The sequence below is a fragment of the Mycobacterium sp. NGS16 genome (assembly GCF_059813225.1).
The window spans coordinates 898,642-914,564 of the sequence record NZ_JCALEE010000001.1 but is presented as its reverse complement, the minus strand read 5'-3'; the positions used below and the strand labels follow the sequence as shown (position 1 = coordinate 914,564).

The 15,923-nt window shown below is 69.6% G+C and carries 21 protein-coding genes and 1 pseudogene; 10 read left to right on the top strand and 12 right to left on the bottom strand.

Annotated features, from left to right (window positions below):
- Positions 1-143 precede the first annotated feature (143 nt).
- Positions 144-830, top strand: coding sequence for an HTH-type transcriptional activator FasR (fasR, locus tag AC5Y4Q_RS04530; protein WP_064922181.1), 687 nt, complete (start codon positions 144-146; stop codon positions 828-830).
- Here the strand turns inward: fasR and AC5Y4Q_RS04525 are convergent.
- Both AC5Y4Q_RS04525 and AC5Y4Q_RS04520 read right to left on the bottom strand, forming a co-directional pair.
- The gene (locus tag AC5Y4Q_RS04525; protein WP_064922180.1) at positions 827-1,087 is read right to left on the bottom strand and encodes a DUF3107 domain-containing protein; all 261 of its coding nucleotides are present in this window, start codon (positions 1,085-1,087) and stop codon (positions 827-829) included. The genes fasR and AC5Y4Q_RS04525 overlap by 4 nt on opposite strands.
- 101 nt (positions 1,088-1,188) lie before the next feature.
- Entirely contained in the window at positions 1,189-1,884 is a 696-nt protein-coding gene (locus AC5Y4Q_RS04520) for a ferritin-like fold-containing protein (RefSeq protein ID WP_064922275.1), read from the bottom strand.
- 241 nt (positions 1,885-2,125) lie between these two features.
- Between AC5Y4Q_RS04520 and AC5Y4Q_RS04515 the strand changes: the two genes are divergently transcribed.
- Both AC5Y4Q_RS04515 and AC5Y4Q_RS04510 read left to right on the top strand, forming a co-directional pair.
- Entirely contained in the window at positions 2,126-3,643 is a 1,518-nt protein-coding gene (locus AC5Y4Q_RS04515; RefSeq protein ID WP_064922179.1) for a DEAD/DEAH box helicase, read from the top strand.
- Positions 3,644-3,657: 14 nt separating this feature from the next.
- Positions 3,658-4,893, top strand: a complete 1,236-nt coding sequence (locus tag AC5Y4Q_RS04510) for an Rv3212 family protein (RefSeq protein WP_499958105.1) — start codon at positions 3,658-3,660, stop codon at positions 4,891-4,893.
- A gap of 81 nt (positions 4,894-4,974) precedes the next feature.
- Here AC5Y4Q_RS04510 and AC5Y4Q_RS04505 read toward each other — a convergent pair whose 3' ends face one another.
- A complete protein-coding gene (locus AC5Y4Q_RS04505; protein ID WP_064922177.1) occupies positions 4,975-5,775 on the bottom strand; it encodes a ParA family protein in 801 nt (266 codons plus the stop codon).
- A 131-nt stretch (positions 5,776-5,906) separates the two neighbouring features.
- On the opposite strand from AC5Y4Q_RS04505, the gene AC5Y4Q_RS04500 reads away from it, so the two are divergent.
- The gene (locus AC5Y4Q_RS04500) at positions 5,907-6,503 is read left to right on the top strand and encodes an acid phosphatase (RefSeq protein WP_499958103.1); all 597 of its coding nucleotides are present in this window, start codon (positions 5,907-5,909) and stop codon (positions 6,501-6,503) included.
- A gap of 46 nt (positions 6,504-6,549) precedes the next feature.
- Positions 6,550-7,644, top strand: coding sequence for an isochorismate synthase (locus AC5Y4Q_RS04495; protein ID WP_499958101.1), 1,095 nt, complete (start codon positions 6,550-6,552; stop codon positions 7,642-7,644).
- Here AC5Y4Q_RS04495 and AC5Y4Q_RS04490 read toward each other — a convergent pair.
- Entirely contained in the window at positions 7,589-7,996 is a 408-nt protein-coding gene (locus tag AC5Y4Q_RS04490) for a hypothetical protein (RefSeq protein ID WP_499958099.1), read from the bottom strand. The two genes, AC5Y4Q_RS04495 and AC5Y4Q_RS04490, sit on opposite strands and share 56 nt — an antisense overlap.
- Positions 7,997-8,052: 56 nt before the next feature.
- On the opposite strand from AC5Y4Q_RS04490, the gene AC5Y4Q_RS04485 reads away from it, so the two are divergent.
- Both AC5Y4Q_RS04485 and AC5Y4Q_RS04480 read left to right on the top strand, forming a co-directional pair.
- A complete protein-coding gene (locus tag AC5Y4Q_RS04485; RefSeq protein WP_499958097.1) occupies positions 8,053-9,030 on the top strand; it encodes a diacylglycerol/lipid kinase family protein in 978 nt (325 codons plus the stop codon).
- 244 nt (positions 9,031-9,274) lie between these two features.
- Entirely contained in the window at positions 9,275-9,529 is a 255-nt protein-coding gene (locus AC5Y4Q_RS04480; protein WP_019737187.1) for a WhiB family transcriptional regulator, read from the top strand.
- Between the two features lie 75 nt (positions 9,530-9,604).
- On the opposite strand, the gene AC5Y4Q_RS04475 is transcribed toward AC5Y4Q_RS04480, so the two are convergent.
- Both AC5Y4Q_RS04475 and AC5Y4Q_RS04470 read right to left on the bottom strand, forming a co-directional pair.
- Complete coding sequence (locus AC5Y4Q_RS04475; RefSeq protein ID WP_125224376.1) at positions 9,605-11,101, bottom strand: sensor histidine kinase; 1,497 nt, start codon at positions 11,099-11,101, stop codon at positions 9,605-9,607.
- 30 nt (positions 11,102-11,131) lie between these two features.
- Entirely contained in the window at positions 11,132-11,347 is a 216-nt protein-coding gene (locus AC5Y4Q_RS04470; protein WP_064921674.1) for a biotin/lipoyl-binding carrier protein, read from the bottom strand.
- A 358-nt stretch (positions 11,348-11,705) separates the two neighbouring features.
- On the opposite strand from AC5Y4Q_RS04470, the gene AC5Y4Q_RS04465 reads away from it, so the two are divergent.
- A complete protein-coding gene (locus tag AC5Y4Q_RS04465) occupies positions 11,706-12,095 on the top strand; it encodes a hypothetical protein (protein WP_064921665.1) in 390 nt (129 codons plus the stop codon).
- A 95-nt stretch (positions 12,096-12,190) separates the two neighbouring features.
- Positions 12,191-12,265: a 50S ribosomal protein bL37 gene (locus tag AC5Y4Q_RS04460; RefSeq protein WP_011728008.1), complete on the top strand. Its 75-nt coding sequence runs from the start codon at positions 12,191-12,193 to the stop codon at positions 12,263-12,265.
- Positions 12,266-12,295: 30 nt separating this feature from the next.
- Here the strand turns inward: AC5Y4Q_RS04460 and rsrA are convergent, their stop codons facing one another.
- Together rsrA and AC5Y4Q_RS04450 are read right to left on the bottom strand one after the other, a co-directional pair.
- Positions 12,296-12,592 carry a mycothiol system anti-sigma-R factor gene (gene rsrA, locus AC5Y4Q_RS04455; RefSeq protein ID WP_064921664.1) on the bottom strand — a complete coding sequence of 99 codons (297 nt, stop codon included), beginning with the start codon at positions 12,590-12,592 and terminating at the stop codon, positions 12,296-12,298.
- Positions 12,589-13,257 (bottom strand): sigma-70 family RNA polymerase sigma factor, encoded by a 669-nt coding sequence (locus AC5Y4Q_RS04450; RefSeq protein ID WP_235663859.1) that lies wholly within the window; start codon positions 13,255-13,257, stop codon positions 12,589-12,591. Before AC5Y4Q_RS04450 ends, rsrA begins: the two co-directional genes overlap by 4 nt.
- Before the next feature lie 193 nt (positions 13,258-13,450).
- On the opposite strand from AC5Y4Q_RS04450, the pseudogene ybaK reads away from it, so the two are divergent.
- Positions 13,451-13,949 (top strand): annotated as a pseudogene (gene ybaK, locus AC5Y4Q_RS04445) (Cys-tRNA(Pro) deacylase).
- A 6-nt stretch (positions 13,950-13,955) separates the two neighbouring features.
- Here ybaK and AC5Y4Q_RS04440 read toward each other — a convergent pair.
- The 4 genes from AC5Y4Q_RS04440 to AC5Y4Q_RS04425 all read right to left on the bottom strand — a co-directional run bounded on the left by AC5Y4Q_RS04440 (position 13,956) and on the right by AC5Y4Q_RS04425 (position 15,910).
- Positions 13,956-14,492, bottom strand: a complete 537-nt coding sequence (locus AC5Y4Q_RS04440) for an anti-sigma factor antagonist (protein ID WP_499958094.1) — start codon at positions 14,490-14,492, stop codon at positions 13,956-13,958.
- 24 nt (positions 14,493-14,516) lie between these two features.
- Positions 14,517-14,828, bottom strand: coding sequence for an aminopeptidase (locus AC5Y4Q_RS04435; RefSeq protein ID WP_125224406.1), 312 nt, complete (start codon positions 14,826-14,828; stop codon positions 14,517-14,519).
- Between the two features lie 84 nt (positions 14,829-14,912).
- Complete coding sequence (locus tag AC5Y4Q_RS04430; protein ID WP_064921661.1) at positions 14,913-15,086, bottom strand: CsbD family protein; 174 nt, start codon at positions 15,084-15,086, stop codon at positions 14,913-14,915.
- Between the two features lie 80 nt (positions 15,087-15,166).
- Positions 15,167-15,910, bottom strand: coding sequence for a TetR/AcrR family transcriptional regulator (locus tag AC5Y4Q_RS04425; RefSeq protein ID WP_064921671.1), 744 nt, complete (start codon positions 15,908-15,910; stop codon positions 15,167-15,169).
- Positions 15,911-15,923 lie beyond the last annotated feature (13 nt).

Below are 15,923 nucleotides of genomic sequence, written 5' to 3'. Positions count from 1 at the left end.
GTCCGGGCCGCCGCGCGACGATCGACGCCGCGTTGATGGATGTCGCTGATGGAAGTGAAGGGTGCAGCGCGTAGTCTCGCTGTCACGCACCGGCCGTCGGATGCCCATTCCCTCGGCCGCGGAGAACCCGGATTGAGGAGTCGATGAGCAAACCGATCGACACGGCCGAGCGGGGTGGCGCCAAGCCGGCCGGCCGCGGCCCGGCCACCGCCAAGGCGCCGGCGGCCGCCGGCCGTCGGGGCAGCCGACTGCCCCGCGACGAGCGGCGCGGCCAGCTGCTGATCGCCGCCAGTGAGGTGTTCGTCGACCGTGGCTACCACGCCGCCGGCATGGACGAGATCGCCGACCGTGCCGGTGTCAGCAAACCGATTCTGTACCAGCACTTCGCGTCGAAGCTGGAGCTGTACCTGGCCGTGCTGGCCCGGCACGTGGAGAACCTGGTCTCCGGTGTGCGCCAGGCGTTGCGGACCACCACCGACAACCGCCAGCGGCTGCGCTCGGCGGTGCAGGCGTTCTTCGACTTCATCGAGCACGACGGCCAGGGTTACCGGCTGATCTTCGAGAACGACAACGTCGCCGAACCGCAGGTGGCGGTCCAGGTGCGGGTCGCGACCGAGTCATGCATCGACGCGATCTTCGACCTGGTCAGCCATGACTCCGGCCTGGACCCGCACCGTGCCCGGATGGTGGCCGTGGGGCTGGTCGCGATCAGCGTGGACTGCGCCCGCTACTGGCTCGACAGCGACCGCCCGATCTCCAAGGAAGACGCCGTCGAGGGCACGGTGGCGTTCGCCTGGGGCGGACTGTCACACGTGCCCCTCACCCGCTAGCTGGCTCCGGTAGCGGCGTCAGAACCGATACCGAAGCCGACCCGCCGGCTGTCGGCGATGCCGATCTCGACGTAGGCGATCTTGGCGGTCTGCACCAGGAACCGCCGGCCCTTCTCGTCGGTGAGGGACAACAGCCCTGGCTGGTCCGATCCCTGGCTGAGCGCGGTGGTGACCAGTTTCTCGACTTCATCTGGCGTCTGCGCGCTGCTGATGACCAGTTCGCGCGAACTGTCAGTGACCCCGATCTTGACCTCCACGCCGGCCCCTTTCGTGTCGCGGTGGGCGTTGTTAAGCAGGCTAGTGGACGGCCACGGGGTTGGAACGCACCGGCCGTTCGCCGTCGGCGATAACCGACCGGTTAGGCCAGCCCGAGTTCTCGCATGCGCTCGTCGTGGGTGTGCTGGACCCGTTCGAAGAACCCGGCCAAGTGGCTCAGCCCGGCGGCGCCGGAGATCACCAGATCGACGAGTTCGTCGTGGTCGGCCAGCACGTACTGCGCCTGGGTGATCGCCTCGCCGAGCAGCCGCCGTGACCACAGCGCCAGCCGGCTGCGTTGTTTGGCGCTGGAGGTGATCGCGCTGCGCACCTCGTCGACGACGAACTGGGAGTGCTTGGTCTCGGCGAGCACCGCCCGCACCACGTCGGCCGCCTCGTCGGGCAGGCCGTCGGCGATCTCCAGGTAGAAGTCGGCGGCCATCGCGTCACCGACGTAGGTCTTGACCAGAGCCTCCAGCCAGGTGCTGGGCATCGTCAGCCGGTGGTAGTTGTCCAGGGCGGTGGCATATTTCGACATCGCCGCCACCACGTCGACACCGCGGCTGGCCAGGGCTTCGCGCAACAACTCGAAGTGGCCCATCTCGGCGGCGGCCATGGCCGCCATCGAGATCCGCCCGCGCAGGTCGGGTGCCATGCGGGCCTCGTCGGTGAGCCGATAGAACGCCGCTACCTCGCCGTAGGCGAGCAGGGCGAAAAGCTCAGTGACACCGGGATGATCGGCGGACAGCCGCGGCTGCGAAGCCTGCTCCACCGGATCGGCTGAGGGAACCGAATTCATCACCACACTGTAGGCGTTCCGCCGCATTGGACCGATGCCCGGCCCGACCAGGTAGTATGGCTACCAGGCAGTGCCGGTTCGGCGCTGCCGCGCAATGTGCGTACACGCGGTTGGCCCGCCTGCTCGGCGAGTGCAGGGCCCCGAATCGGCAAGTAAGTATCGACCGTCACAGCGTGTGCGCCCCGACCACACCGCGATCGACCTACCTACCGCGCCGACTTCGAAAGGCACCTGCCAGCGCATGACCCCGCTTATCGCCACCACCCGTCCCACTACTCCCCCGAGCTTCACCGAACTGGGCGTCCGCGACGAAATCGTCCGCGCACTCGCCGAGGACGGCATCGAGCACGCCTTCGCGATCCAAGAGCTGACCCTGCCGCTGGCCCTGGCCGGCGACGATCTGATCGGCCAGGCCCGCACCGGCATGGGCAAGACCTACGGCTTCGGCATCCCGCTGCTGCAGCGGATCACCACCAGCCCGGACCGGCCGCTGACCGGGGCGCCCCGCGCGTTGGTGGTGGTGCCCACCCGCGAGCTGTGCATCCAGGTCTCCGGCGACCTGGCCGACGCGGCCAAATACCTGACCGCCGGGGACCGTCCGCTCTCGGTGCAGGCCATCTACGGCGGCCGGCCCTACGAGCCGCAGATCGAGGCGCTGCAGGCCGGCGCCGACGTGGTGGTCGGCACCCCGGGCCGGCTGCTGGACCTGGCCCAGCAGGGCCACCTGCAGCTGGGTGGGCTGTCGGTGCTGGTGCTCGACGAGGCCGATGAAATGCTGGACCTGGGCTTTCTGCCCGACATCGAGCGCATCCTGGCCCGCATCCCCGACGACCGGCAGTCGATGCTGTTCTCGGCGACCATGCCCGGCCCGATCATCACGTTGGCCCGCAGCTTCATGAACCAGCCCACCCACATCCGCGCCGAGGCGCCGCACTCCTCGGCGGTGCACGACGCGACCGAGCAGTTCGTCTACCGGGCCCACGCACTGGACAAGGCGGAGTTGGTCGCCCGGGTGCTGCAGGCCCGCGGGCGCGGCGCCACGATGATTTTCACCCGCACCAAGCGGACCGCGCAGAAGGTGGCCGACGACCTGGGCGAGCGCGGCTTCAAAGTGGGCGCGGTGCACGGCGATTTGGGGCAGGTGGCCCGGGAGAAAGCGCTGAAGTCCTTCCGGTCCGGTGACATCGATGTGCTGGTGGCCACCGACGTGGCTGCCCGTGGCATCGACATCGACGACGTCACGCACGTCATCAACTACCAGTGCCCCGACGACGAGAAGACCTATGTGCACCGCATCGGCCGCACCGGCCGGGCCGGGCGCACCGGGGTCGCGGTCACCTTGGTCGACTGGGACGAGCTGGCCCGCTGGACGCTGATCGACAAGGCCCTGAACCTGTGCTGCCCGGACCCGGCGGAGACCTATTCCAGCTCGCCGCACCTCTACACCGAGCTGAACATCCCCGCCGAAGCCAGCGGCACCGTCGGCAAACCGACCCGGTCGCCGGCCAAGCGGGCCGATAGCGAAGACCGCGAGCGCCGCGAGAGCTCGGCCGATCGGCAGCGGGCGCCGCGTAACCCCACCCGCAAGCGGCGGCGTACCCGCGGTGGTCAGGCGAACGGCACCGCGAGCGCCGGGCAGGCCGTCGAGACGGCTGAGACCGCCAGCACCGCCCCCTCCGACGCTAACGGGCCCAGTGCGCCGCGCCGCCGCCGTCGCCGGCGGCCAAGCAAGCCGGCGGCCGCGGTGAACGGCAGCTGAGCCGGGCCGCCGAGATGGTGCGACCGGAGCGCCGCACCGCCGGCGATCTGGTGGCTGCAGCGGTGATCGCGGTCGCCGTCGTCGTCGCCGGCGTGATCGTCTGGTGGACCAGTGACGCCCGCGCGACCGTCAGCCGGCCGGCGACGGACTCATCGACCAATCCCCCATCGGCCGCTATGGTGCCGGCGTCGCTGACCCAGCTGTGGACGGCGGCCAGCCCGGTCACCACGGCGCCGGTGATGGTGTCCGGCACGGTGATCACCGGCGACGGGCCGCAGCTGACCGGCCGCGACCCGGTCACCGGCGAGGAACGCTGGAGCTATGCCCGCGGAGTCGATCTGTGCGCCGTGTCCTGGATCTACCGCTATGCCGTCGCGGTGTATCCCGATGCCCGCGGCTGCGGTCAGGTCAGCACGGTCGTCGCCGCCACCGGCTGGCGCGGTCCGGCTCGAACCAGTTACGCCGATAAGAAGGTGACCGTCACCTCCGAGGGCAGTGCGGTGCTCTCGGCCGGACCCACCCGCCTGGAACTGTGGCGCTCGGACCTGGTCCGGGTGCTGTCCTACGGGGAGATCGACGCCCGGGTCAAACCGTCGGCTCGCGGCCGCGGCCAGGGCTGCACCCTGGTGTCGGCGGCCGCGGCCTCGTCGGCGGTCTCGGTGCTCGAATCCTGTCCCGGGCAAGACGATCTGCAACTGACGCTGCTGCGCCCCGGGAAGGAAGAAGACGAGCCGGAGCGCCAGCATGTCCCCCAGCCGGGGGCGGCCGCCGACTCCGGTGCCCGGGTGCTGGCGGTGACCGACTCCGATACCGGCGCCAACACCGCGGTCTATCTGCCCACACCGCGGCCGCGGGTGGAAGTGGTCGACCAGACCGGCACCAGGATCGCCACGACGCTGCTGCCGGGCAAGGCCAGCCCCGACAGCGCGGCCCTGCAGGTGTCCCGGCCCACCGGTTTGGTGTGCTGGTGGACCGGCGACGCGGTGATGGTGTTCGACGCCGGCACCCTGACTTACCGCTACACCGTCCCGGCGGCCGGGGCCGCGGCGCCGTTGGGGCCGGCAGCACTGATGGCCAATCGGCTGCTGATCCCGGTGACCGGCGGGGTCGGTGTCTTCGACCAGCGCACCGGCGCACCCGAACGCGTCATCCCGGTCAGTCGCCCGCCCGGGACACGGGCGGTGTTTCCGGCAGTCTCGGGTCCCACGGTGCTGGAGCAGCGCGGCGACACCGTGGTCGCGCTGGGTTGAGCTACCGCGCGAGCGTGCACGGCGGTACAGCCCAACCCGGCGTGTCGCCAAAGAGACACGCATGCTCTCCGCCGGGGACGGCTAGACCTCGGGGGTGAAGGTCGGTAGCGCCGTGCCCTTCTGCCAGTGCTTGAGCAGCGCTTCGGCCAGCTCCCGATACGCCTGGGCCCCTTTGTTCTTGCGTCCCGCGATCACCGACGCACCCGATGCGCTGGCCTCGGCGAACCGCACGGTGCGCGGGATCGGCGGGCCCAGCACCGCCAGGCCGTACCGGTCGGCGATGTCGAGCAGCACATCGCGGGTGTGGGTGGTGCGCGAGTCGTACAGCGTCGGCAACGCACCCAGCAGGCGCAGCTTCGGATTGGTGATCTGCTGGACGTCGGCCACCGTGCGCAGGAACTGACCGACGCCGCGATGGGCCAGGGTCTCGCACTGCAGCGGCACGATCACCTCGCCGGCCGCGGTGAGCCCGTTGAGGGTGAGCACCCCCAGCGACGGCGGGCAGTCGATGACCGCCACGTCGAACTCGCCGTCCAGCTTGGCCAGCGCGCGCTGCAGGGCATACTCGCGGCCGGCCCGCATCAGCAGCATCGCCTCGGCGCCGGCCAGATCGATGTTGGCGGGCAGCAGGGTCATGCCTTCGTCGGTCGACACCAGCGCGGCATTGGGCTCGACCTCGCCGAGCAGCACCTCGTGCACCGACACCGGCAGCTTGTCGGGGTCGTGCCCCAGGGAGAAGGTCAGGCAGCCCTGCGGATCGAGGTCGACCAGCAACACCCGCTGGCCCAGTTCGGCCATCGCCGCCCCCAGGGACGCCACCGTCGTGGTCTTGGCCACGCCCCCTTTCTGATTGGCAACCGCCAATATCCGCAGCTGACTCATGTGGCGCCGCCCCTCTCCGGTGGTACCCCCACATCGGTTCCTCCCTTTGCACCACCGCCATACTGGCACGGCTTGCGGCCCGGCAGCACCAAACGCGGCTCGGTGTCCGCCGTCGGGCAGAATCGACGGGCGTGGGCATCGAGGAGCACCGACTGCTGCTGTTGCGCCACGGTGAAACCGAGTGGTCAAAAGGCGGGCAGCACACCGGGCGCAGCGATTTGCCGCTGACCGACACCGGCCGGCGCCAAGCAGTCGCCGCCCGCGCAACGCTGGCCAAACTGCGGCTGGACAACCCGCTGGTGGTCTCCAGCCCGCGCCGGCGCGCCCAGGTCACCGCCGAGCTCGCCGGGCTGCACGTCGACGAAGTCTCCGACGACCTCGCCGAATGGGACTACGGCCGCTACGAGGGTCTGACCACCGCGCAGATCAGGGAATCCGAATCCGACTGGTTGATCTGGACGCACGGCAGCGCGGGCGGTGAAACGGTGGCACAGGTCAGCGATCGCGCCGACCGGGCGGTGGCGTTGGCGCTGCGGCAGCTGGTCGCGCGTGACGTGGTCTTCGTCGGGCACGGTCACTTCTCCCGGGCGGTGATCACCCGTTGGCTCGAGCTGCCGTTGGCCGACGGTGCGCGTTTCGGCATGCCCGCAGCGTCGATCGCGGTCTGCGGATTCGAGCACGGGGTACGCCAGCTCACCGCACTCGGACTGACCGGGCCGGGAGCCTGAGCTGACGACGCCGACGACCCCGACGACGCCGACGGCACCGGCGTTCGTGCTGTCCGGACCGGCCGGGACACTGGTGGCCGACGAAGCCGTGACCGGATTCTGCGATGTCGCCGACGCGCAGGCCGCGCTGGCGTCCGGTGAGGCACCAATTGTGGTGGGCGCGTTGCCTTTCCGCCCGGATGGCGCTGCCGCCCTGTTCGCGCCGGCCCGGGTGCGTCACGATGACGCGCTGCGAGCCCCCGCTGCGGCACTGCCCACGGTGCGCATCGTGGCGCAGCTGCCGGAGCCCGACGAGCACCGGGCCCGGATCCGCCGGGCTCTGCACGAACTGACCGCGACGCAGGGGGCGCTGCGCAAAGTGGTGCTGGCCCGCGGCCTGCGACTGGCCGCCGACGCGCCGTTGGACACCGGTACCGTGCTGCGCCGGTTGATCGCCGCCGATCCGAGCGGCTACGGCTATCTGGTCGACCTGAGCGCTGCCGGGGACGCCTACGCCGGGGCGGTCCTGGTGGGCGCCAGCCCCGAGTTGCTGGTCGCCCGCGACGGCGACCGGGTGACCTGCCGGCCGTTCGCCGGCTCGGCACCCCGCTCGCCCGACCCGGCCGTCGATGCCGCCAACGGGGCCGCGCTGGCCGAATCCGGCAAGAACCGCCACGAGCATCAGTTGGTCGTCGACCAGTTGCGCACCGCGCTCGAACCGCTGTGCACCGAACTCGACATCGCACCGGCGCCGCGGCTGACCGGCACCGCCGCGGTCTGGCACCTGAGCAGCCCGATCACCGGCCGGCTCCGCGACACCGCCACCACCGCACTGGATTTGGCACTGGCGCTGCACCCGACCGCGGCGGTCGGCGGGTTCCCGACGGCGGCCGCGCTCGACCTGATCGAGCGGCTGGAAGGCGACCGGGGCTTCTACGCCGGGGCGGTCGGTTGGTGCAATGCCGTCGGCGACGGGCGGTGGGTGGTCTCGATCCGCTGCGCGCAACTGTCCGCCGACCGGAGATCTGCGCTGGCCCATGCCGGTGGCGGGATCGTCGCCGAATCCGATCCGGACGACGAGCTGGCCGAAACCGTGACGAAGTTCGCTACGATCCTGTCCGCACTGGGCGTTGCGCCGCCCAACGCAGCGCCGCCGGGCTGAACAGCGCCGCCAGTACCGCCGCCGCCGCCACGCCCACCACGGCGCCGTAGCCCCACCGCTGCGAGCCGACTCCCAGGTACCAGGCCACCGGCAACAGGGTCAGGTTGACGAACACCGCGATGCCGCGGCCGAGCCGCCGGCCCCGCAGCAACCCCGCGCCGGCGGCCAGCACCGCAGCACCGACCAGCGCGAACCACGCCGCGGTGCCGTAGCCGTTGACCAGCCGCTGATCGGCTCCGGCCACTGCGCGCACCACCAGCACCACGGCCACCGCCAGCCCGACCGCCCCCTGTACTGCGACGATCAGGCCCGCGCCCCGCACGGCGCGCGGCGGGTCAGCGACAGCGTTCACGCCGCCAGCCTAACCACGGCCCTGTTATCGCCTCGATGCCCATAGACTGGTACCCCGTGCGTGCCGTGCTGATCGTCAATCCCAATGCCACCTCGACGACCGCGGCCGGACGGGACCTGTTGGCCTACGCACTCAAGAGCCGGCTCGACCTGAGCGTCGTGCACACCGACTACCGCGGCCACGCCATCGAAATCAGCCAGGCCGCGGCCCGTGACGGCGTGGACCTGGTCATCGCGCACGGCGGCGACGGCACCGTGCACGGTGTGGTCAACGGCCTCCTCGGAAAACCCGGTTCAGCGCCGCCGAAGCACCTGCCCGCGGTGGCGGTGGTGCCCGGCGGCTCGGCGAACGTGTTCGCCCGTTCGCTGGGGATCGCCCCCGACCCGACGGTGGCCACTAATCAACTGATCGAATTGATCAATGGCCCTGGCGGGCAACCGAATTGGCGCCGGATCGGGCTGATCGACTGCGGCGAGCGGTGGTCGGTGCTCAACGCCGGGATGGGCGTCGACGCCGAGGTGGTGGCCGCCGTCGAAGCCGAACGCGAAAAGGGCCATGCCGTCACCGCGCTGCGCTACGTCCGCGCGGCGGTTCCGGCCGTACTGGCCACCACGCGCCGAGCGCCGACGTTGACGCTGCAGCTGGGCGACGACGAGCCGGTTGCCGGGGTGCACTTCGTGTTCGTCTCCAACTGCAGCCCGTGGACCTATGCCGACGAGCGCTGCGTGTGGACCAACCCCGACACCACGTTCGAGTCCGGGATGGGGGTGTTCGCGACGACCAGCATGAGGGTGCTGCCCACCTTGCGGCTGGTCCGGCAGATGCTGTCGAAGCGGCCGAAGATTCGCGCCAAGCAGCTCATCCGGGACGACAACGTGACCGCACTGCGCATCGACGCCGGCGACACGCCGATCGCCACCCAGATCGACGGGGAGTACCTGGGGTTGCGCACTACGATGACGTTCCGCGCGGTGCCCGACGCCCTCACCGTCGTCGCTCCCCCAGCAAAAAACTCCGCTGACCTGCGCGGATGATATTTCGCGCGGCCGCGGAGCACACAGTTGAACCCACTGTAGTACACATCGGCGGCCGGCCTGGGAGCAGCCCCACGCACGCGTGACGTTGGCCACGTGATAAGGCACACTCTTGACATCTGTCCAGGCTGTGAAACGATCGAGCGATCGGATGCAAGCCGTATTCATTTCTTGCCGCCGCTTATTAACAGTCGAAAAACAAGGGTGCGCCCTGCTGCGCTCTACAGTGAGGAGTTGGAGACTTATGGATTGGCGCCACAAGGCGGTCTGTCGCGACGAGGACCCGGAGCTGTTCTTCCCGGTGGGAAACAGCGGGCCGGCACTCGCCCAGATCGCTTCCGCTAAGCAGGTTTGCGCCCGGTGTCCGGTGGTCACCGAGTGCCTGACCTGGGCGCTGGAGACCGGCCAGGACGCCGGCGTGTGGGGCGGCATGAGCGAGGACGAGCGGCGTGCACTCAAGCGCCGCAACGCCCGGACCCGGGCGCGCAGCGGGGTCTGATCCCAGCGGGCAACTTGCGACGCGGCTCCGACCAGGTCGGGGCCGCGTCGTTTTGCGCCGGGGCACCCCTGGTGCTCACGGCGCCGGACGGGTCCGCCGGCTGCCGACCGGAATCCGCAGCACCATCTCGGTGCCGCCGCCGGGGGCATCACGCGCGGTCAGCGAACCGCTCAGCTCCGCCGATACCAGGGTGTTGACGATCTGCAGACCCAGCCGGTCGGAGGTCTCCAGGCGGAACCCGGCGGGCAGGCCGTGCCCGTCGTCGTGCACCACCACGTCGAGCCAGCGCGCCGACCGTTCGGACCGGATCGTCACACTGCGCCGATCCGCGTCCGCGGAGAAGGCGTGCTCGATCGCGTTCTGCACCAGCTCGGTGATCACCATGACCAGGGCGGTCGCCCGGTCGGCGTCGAGCGCCCCGAGTGTTCCGGTTCGGGCCACCCGGATCGGAGTGTCCACGTTGGCGACGTCGTTCATCATCGGCAGGATCCGGTCGATCACCTTGTCGAGGTTGACCACCTCGTCGACCGACATCGACAGCGCCTCGTGCACCTGCGCGATCGAGGAGACCCGCCGCACCGATTCCAGGAGCGCGTCGCGTCCTTCGGTGTTCGTGGTGCGGCGGGCCTGCAGGCGCAGCAGCGCCGCCACGGTCTGCAGGTTGTTCTTCACCCGGTGGTGGATCTCGCGGATCGTGGCGTCTTTGGACAGCAGCGCCCGGTCACGGCGTTTCACCTCGGTGACGTCGCGGACCAGCACGGCGGCGCCGGCCGGCCGGCCGTGCACGATCAGCGGCAGGGTGCGCAGCAGCACCACCGCACCGGCCGCATCAACCTCGAACCGCATGCTCGATCCGCCGGCCAGCGAATCGCGGACATGCTCGGCCAACTCGTGTGCCTCGAACGGGTCGGAGATCAGTGGCCGGGTGACGGCGACCAGGTTGTGGCCGGCGAGTTCGGCGGCCAGCCCCATCCGGTGGTAGGCCGACAACGCGTTCGGGCTGGCATAGCTGACCGTGCCGTCGACGCCGAGGCGAATAAAGCCGTCACCGACTCGCGGACTCGAACGCGACACCGCGATGTCGCCGACGTCGGGGAAGGTGCCCTCGGAGAGCATGTGCACCAGGTCCGCCGCGCAGTCCAGATAGGCCGCCTCCAGCCGGCTGGATTCGCGCCCGCCGGTCAATGCGGTCTGGTGGGTGAGCACGGCCACCACCCGGTCGCCGTGGCGCACCGGAACGGCCTCGGTACTGCGTTGCCCGGCAGCGTCTTCCGGGCTGGCCCGGCCGATAACGCCCGATTCGAACGCCCCAGCCACCAGCGGCAGCGACTCCGCGTCGGCGACGGTTCCGACGGCGTCGGTGAGCAACACCGTGGGCGCGGTGTTGGGCCGGCACTGTGCGACGCACACCAGTGCGCCGCCGGCCGCCGGCTCGCGGCGCACCCACATCAGATAGTCGGCGAACGACAGGTCCGCCAGTAGTTGCCACTCCCCGACCACGGCATGCAGGTGGTCCACCGCATTGCCCGGCAAAACGGTGTGTTCGGCAAGCAGGTCACCGAGGGTGGACATGGCTCATGTCACGCCATGGGAAAGCTGCGCTCAGCTGATCACGGCGATGAGGTCGCCGGCCTGGATGACATCTCCGACCTTCACGGCCACCTTGCTGATGGTGCCCGCGGACTCGGCCAGCACGGGGATCTCCATCTTCATCGACTCCAGCAACACCACGGTGTCGCCCTCGTTGATCTGTTCGCCCTCGTGGACCACGACCTCGAGCACGCTGGCCACGATCTCCGCGCGAACGTCCTCGGCCATCTTCACCTCGTTCATCACCAGTCAACGATTCCCTGATCACCCAAAAATTCTTCGTCTTATGGAACCACAACCCCGCTGCGTCGTTGAGCGGGGCGCGCACTTGGCGCCCCGCGGTATCCGCCCGCAGCGCCGATTAAGCGAACTCCAAGACACTTAAGCGGATCTAGAGAGTTGGATCCGTGACCGTGTCGTGTTTCTACTGTGACAATTGCATAGCACCGTTACTCCAGTGTTTCTAACGCGTGACGTATTGGCCGTGACGCGGGGGACGAATCGAAGTCGAGCTGAGGAGTACGCGTTGTCTGAGAACCGTTTTGCAAACCCGCGAGTCCGGTTGCCCCTGGTGTGCGCAGCCGCCATGACGCTGGCCTCCCTGGGGTTCGGTGTCGCCTCCGCCAAGGCCGCCCCGGCCCTGGTCGATGACCCGATGCCGCTCCCAGCCCCGATCGGTGCGCCGGCGCTGCCCGGTGCGCCCGGACCGGCCGCCGGCAGCTCGGCGGCCGGTGTGAACGCCGCCAACTCCTTCCTGCAGGCGCTCAACGGCATGCTGAACCGCGTGGTGCCCGGGGTGGGCTCGATCATGCCCAGCGACGTCAGTTCGCTGACCCCGCCTGCGGGGGGCGTGCCCGGGGCGCCCGCGGTCGGGACGCCGCCGCCAGGAACTCCGCCGGCCTTCGGCGCTCCCACGGCCGGCGCCCCGGCCGCACCCGTGCCGCAGACCCTGGCGGGGGCGCGGTCCTTCCACTGAGGTGCGCGCAATCGGTGGCGGGGCCGGTCAAATCCAAGGCCCCGCCACCGGTGTGAGAGACTGTCCAGCCGGAATACCTGCTAGGAGGGTCAATCATGGCAAAGCGTGGCCGCAAGAAGCGCGATCGCAAGCACAGCAAAGCCAACCACGGCAAGCGCCCCAACGCTTAACACGCTGTCGGGGCCGTCGCCGGCCCGGCCCTAGCCGTCGCGGTGGATGATCGTGGTGCGGCTGATCTCCAGCCGGACCCGCTCGTAGAGCTGGCGGGGCGCCTTTTCGCCACTGCACTTGCGGGCGATCAACGCCTTGATCCGTTCCTCGACCCCGTAATGGCGCAGGCAACCCGGGCACTCCTCGAGGTGCCGGCGCAGCTTGGCCTTGGTCTCTGCGGTGCACTCACCGTCCAGCAGCGTCCATACCTCGGCGATGACCTGGGAACAGTCGGTGACCGGCCGGTCGGGATCCGGCGTAGCGCACTCTCCGGTGTACTCGGTCACGACGACACCTCCTCCGATGCCTGGCCGTCACGGATGAACCCGCGGTCTCTGGCGACGTCGGCCAACAGACTGCGCAACTGGCGCCTGCCGCGATGCAGGCGCGACATCACCGTGCCGATCGGCGTATCCATGATCTCGGCGATCTCCTTGTACGGGAACCCTTCGACGTCGGCGTAGTACACCGCCATCCGGAATTCTTCGGGAAGCTGCTGCAACGCCTCTTTGATCTCGGTGTCGGGCAGCAACTCCAAAGCTTCGACCTCCGCCGACCGCAGACCCGTCGAGGTGTGCTCGGCGGTGGCGGCCAGCTGCCAGTCGGTGATCTCGTCGGTCGGGTATTCGGCGGGCTTGCGCTGCTTCTTGCGGTAGCTGTTGATGTAGGTGTTGGTCAGGATGCGGTACAGCCACGCCTTGAGGTTGGTGCCCTCCCGAAAAGACCGGAACCCGGCGTAGGCCTTGACCATGGTCTCCTGCAGCAGGTCCTCGGCGTCCGCCGGATTGCGCGTCATCCGCAGCGCACCGCCGTAGAGCTGGTCGAGCATCGGGATCGCGTCACGCTCGAAGCGCGCCGTCAGTTGCTCGTCGGTCTCATCGGAACGAACCGGGACCGTTGTCTCTGCCGCAGTCTCGGTCCCGGTTTGGGTCGCACTGTCGCCGTCAGCCATCGTGATCGCTGCAGTCCCTTCTGTCGCGGTGCCCACAACCGTCGATGGCTCGATTTCCAGCAGACCGATCGCCGTTGACACCCGGACTCCCTCCGATCCTAGGACTGTGGACATCGGCTGCGCGTGGTGGCCGCGCGCTGCCTTGCTCAACAGCGTCGGCGATGACGCTATTTCCCGCCGTTATCCTGGCCCGGTGAGTCGCGCGGCAACCCGGGCCATCGCCGCCTTGATCGCCGCGCAGGTACCGCACGAAGTGCTGCGCTACCGTCACGAACCCGACCAGCGCTCGTTTGGAGCCGAGGCCGTCGAGCAGCTCGCCACCGCAGGGCCGGCTGGGGTGCGACCCGAGCAGATCTTCAAAACGCTGGTCGTCACCGTGCCGCGCGGCCTGGCGGTCGCGGTGCTGCCGGTGCCGGCGAAGCTGTCGTTGAAAGCCGTCGCCACCGCGCTCGGCGCATCCAAGGCGGCGATGGCCGACCCCGCGGCGGCCCAACGAAGCGACCGGTTACGTGCTGGGCGGGATCTCGCCGTTCGGCCAGCGAAAGGCACTGCCGACGGTCGTGGACGCCTCGGCCGCGAACTTCGATCGGGTGCTGTGCAGCGCCGGCCAACGCGGTTGGGACGTGGCCGTGGCGCCGGCGGATCTGATCCGGCTGACCGATGCGGTGGTCGCTGACATCCGGGCCGGGTGACCAGCGTCAGGCGCTGGACCCATCGACCGGCCCGGGGTCTTCCCGCGGCGCGTCGTCGAGCGCCTCGTCGAGCGTGGCGCAGAACGACAGCTCGCCATCGAAGCCTGCCGCCTTGATGACCCGGCCGACGATCGGTTGGCTGCTGACCAGGCAGAGCCGGACGCCCCGGCGCCGGCAGCTGGTCGCTTCCTCGGCCAATGCGGCAAAGGCGCAGACGGCCATGAACTCCAGCCCGCTGGTATCGACGACCAGCGGACCCGGTGCGGCAGTAATCGCGGCGGCCTCGCCGATCAGCTGGCGCCAGACGGCCACGTTGGATGCGTCGACGCTGCCGCCCGCGCAGACCAGCAGCGCTGAGCCGGTGCGTTCCAGAACGACGCGCACCTCGTCGTCATGAGGAGCCACCACGTAGGCAAGTGCGTCCTCGGCGGGATGACCCGTCGCCGACGTAGCGGCCGCTGCCGCTCCCGCCGGATCCGACGCCGCCCCCCGGCCGCGCCATACCGCGCAGCGACCGAGTTTACGGCGTAAACCGAACAGCATGCGGATGAAGCTACGCCAGTTCGTTTACGTTGTAAACCCGACGGCGGCGGCGACGAGCCCGAGGGCCACCAGCGTCACAACCAAGGCGCGCCGGCTCGACAGTGCGGACTGGCAGCCGGCGACGTAGTTGGTGTGCGGGACACCCTGAGTGGCCACCAACACGGTGGCCACGCTCTTGGCGTTGGCGTCCAAGGCGCCGGAGATATCCGTCGCCGCGATGCTGCCGCAGCCGATCGAACCGCCATCGCCGTCGGAGATCGACACCGGTGCGAGCAACACGATCACCCCCACACACAGCACGGCCAACCCCACCGGCCGAATGAATCGCCACACCATCTGCCGCCCCCCCGTTTCCGCCCGGCACGATGTTGTCGCCGGGCGGTGCCGCCGCCCGGCGCGAGATGCGCATTCTCGGGTGCCTCAGCCCCGGAAGGCGTCTTTGATGTGCTCGCCGGCCTTCTTCAGGCTGGACTTGCCCTGGTCGGCCTTGCCCTCGTTCTTCAGCTCGTCATTGCCGGTGGCCTTCCCGGCGGCCTCTTTGGCCTTGCCCGCAGCATGCTGCGCGGCGTTTCTCGCCTTGTCCGTCAGTCCCATGCGACGCTCCTCCCGATGCGCGCCAACCGTGTGATGCACAACACAACATACCCACGGTGTTTACGCCGTAAACCTGTGGCTCAGTGTCGGGCAAGCAGCAGTTCGAGCCGGTCAAGCATGGCTTCCAGCGCCTCTTCGAATTCGGCGCTGCTGTGGTCCTGGGACAGCATCGGCTGCAACCGCTGCAGGTGCGGATAACTCGTCAGGTCGCGCACCGGCCGGACGCTGTCCTCCAGCAGCGCCTCCTCGGGATGCAGCTCCGCCCCATGCTCAGAGACCTCCAACAACAGGTGCCCGATCAGGAACGTGGTGTAGGAGCGGTAGGCGACCACCGCGGCGCCGTCGTCGAATCCGTAGGAGATCAGCGTGTCGAGGAAGCTTTCCATCCAGCGCAGGCTGCGCAGCGGCGGCCGAACCCACGGCGCCTCGGGAGCCTGCGTGGCGACCAGTGGGAAGACCTCCGGATGGTCGAGGGCGATCTGGCGCACTCCGTGCGCCAGCCGCATCAGGTAGTCCTGCCAGCCGTCTTCTTGTCGCCGCGCGGCGAGCTGGTCGGCATAGAGCCGATCGATGATGTGGTCGACGACCCCGGTCAGCAGGTCACCGCGGCCGTGCACGTAGCGGTAGAGCGCCATCGCCTCGACGCCGCAGGCCGCGCCCAGCGCACGCATGGTCAGCTTCGCCAGGCCGTGGCGGTCGATGAAGTCGATCGCCATCTCCAGGATCCCGTCGCGGCTCAGCTGTGACGGCGGGCGCTGACCGTCGCCACTGCCGGTTACCTCGGCGTCCAGCAGCCGCTGGCCATCGAGATCGTCGGCATCCAACCGGACCACTTCC

What these genes read in the sequence shown, in the direction of transcription:
- AC5Y4Q_RS04505 (WP_064922177.1), bottom strand. Translation starts at nt 5,775, where the DNA reads ATGAGTCAGCTGCGGATATTGGCGGTTGCCAATCAGAAAGGGGGCGTG.
- AC5Y4Q_RS04515 (WP_064922179.1), top strand. Translation starts at nt 2,126, where the DNA reads ATGACCCCGCTTATCGCCACCACCCGTCCCACTACTCCCCCGAGCTTC.
- AC5Y4Q_RS04450 (WP_235663859.1), bottom strand. Translation starts at nt 13,257, where the DNA reads ATGGCTGACGGCGACAGTGCGACCCAAACCGGGACCGAGACTGCGGCA.
- AC5Y4Q_RS04470 (WP_064921674.1), bottom strand. Translation starts at nt 11,347, where the DNA reads ATGGCCGAGGACGTTCGCGCGGAGATCGTGGCCAGCGTGCTCGAGGTC.
- AC5Y4Q_RS04430 (WP_064921661.1), bottom strand. Translation starts at nt 15,086, where the DNA reads ATGGGACTGACGGACAAGGCGAGAAACGCCGCGCAGCATGCTGCGGGC.
- AC5Y4Q_RS04520 (WP_064922275.1), bottom strand. Translation starts at nt 1,884, where the DNA reads ATGAATTCGGTTCCCTCAGCCGATCCGGTGGAGCAGGCTTCGCAGCCG.
- AC5Y4Q_RS04440 (WP_499958094.1), bottom strand. Translation starts at nt 14,492, where the DNA reads ATGCTGTTCGGTTTACGCCGTAAACTCGGTCGCTGCGCGGTATGGCGC.
- AC5Y4Q_RS04480 (WP_019737187.1), top strand. Translation starts at nt 9,275, where the DNA reads ATGGATTGGCGCCACAAGGCGGTCTGTCGCGACGAGGACCCGGAGCTG.
- fasR (WP_064922181.1), top strand. Translation starts at nt 144, where the DNA reads ATGAGCAAACCGATCGACACGGCCGAGCGGGGTGGCGCCAAGCCGGCC.
- AC5Y4Q_RS04510 (WP_499958105.1), top strand. Translation starts at nt 3,658, where the DNA reads ATGGTGCGACCGGAGCGCCGCACCGCCGGCGATCTGGTGGCTGCAGCG.
- AC5Y4Q_RS04465 (WP_064921665.1), top strand. Translation starts at nt 11,706, where the DNA reads ATGACGCTGGCCTCCCTGGGGTTCGGTGTCGCCTCCGCCAAGGCCGCC.
- AC5Y4Q_RS04475 (WP_125224376.1), bottom strand. Translation starts at nt 11,101, where the DNA reads ATGTCCACCCTCGGTGACCTGCTTGCCGAACACACCGTTTTGCCGGGC.
- AC5Y4Q_RS04435 (WP_125224406.1), bottom strand. Translation starts at nt 14,828, where the DNA reads ATGGTGTGGCGATTCATTCGGCCGGTGGGGTTGGCCGTGCTGTGTGTG.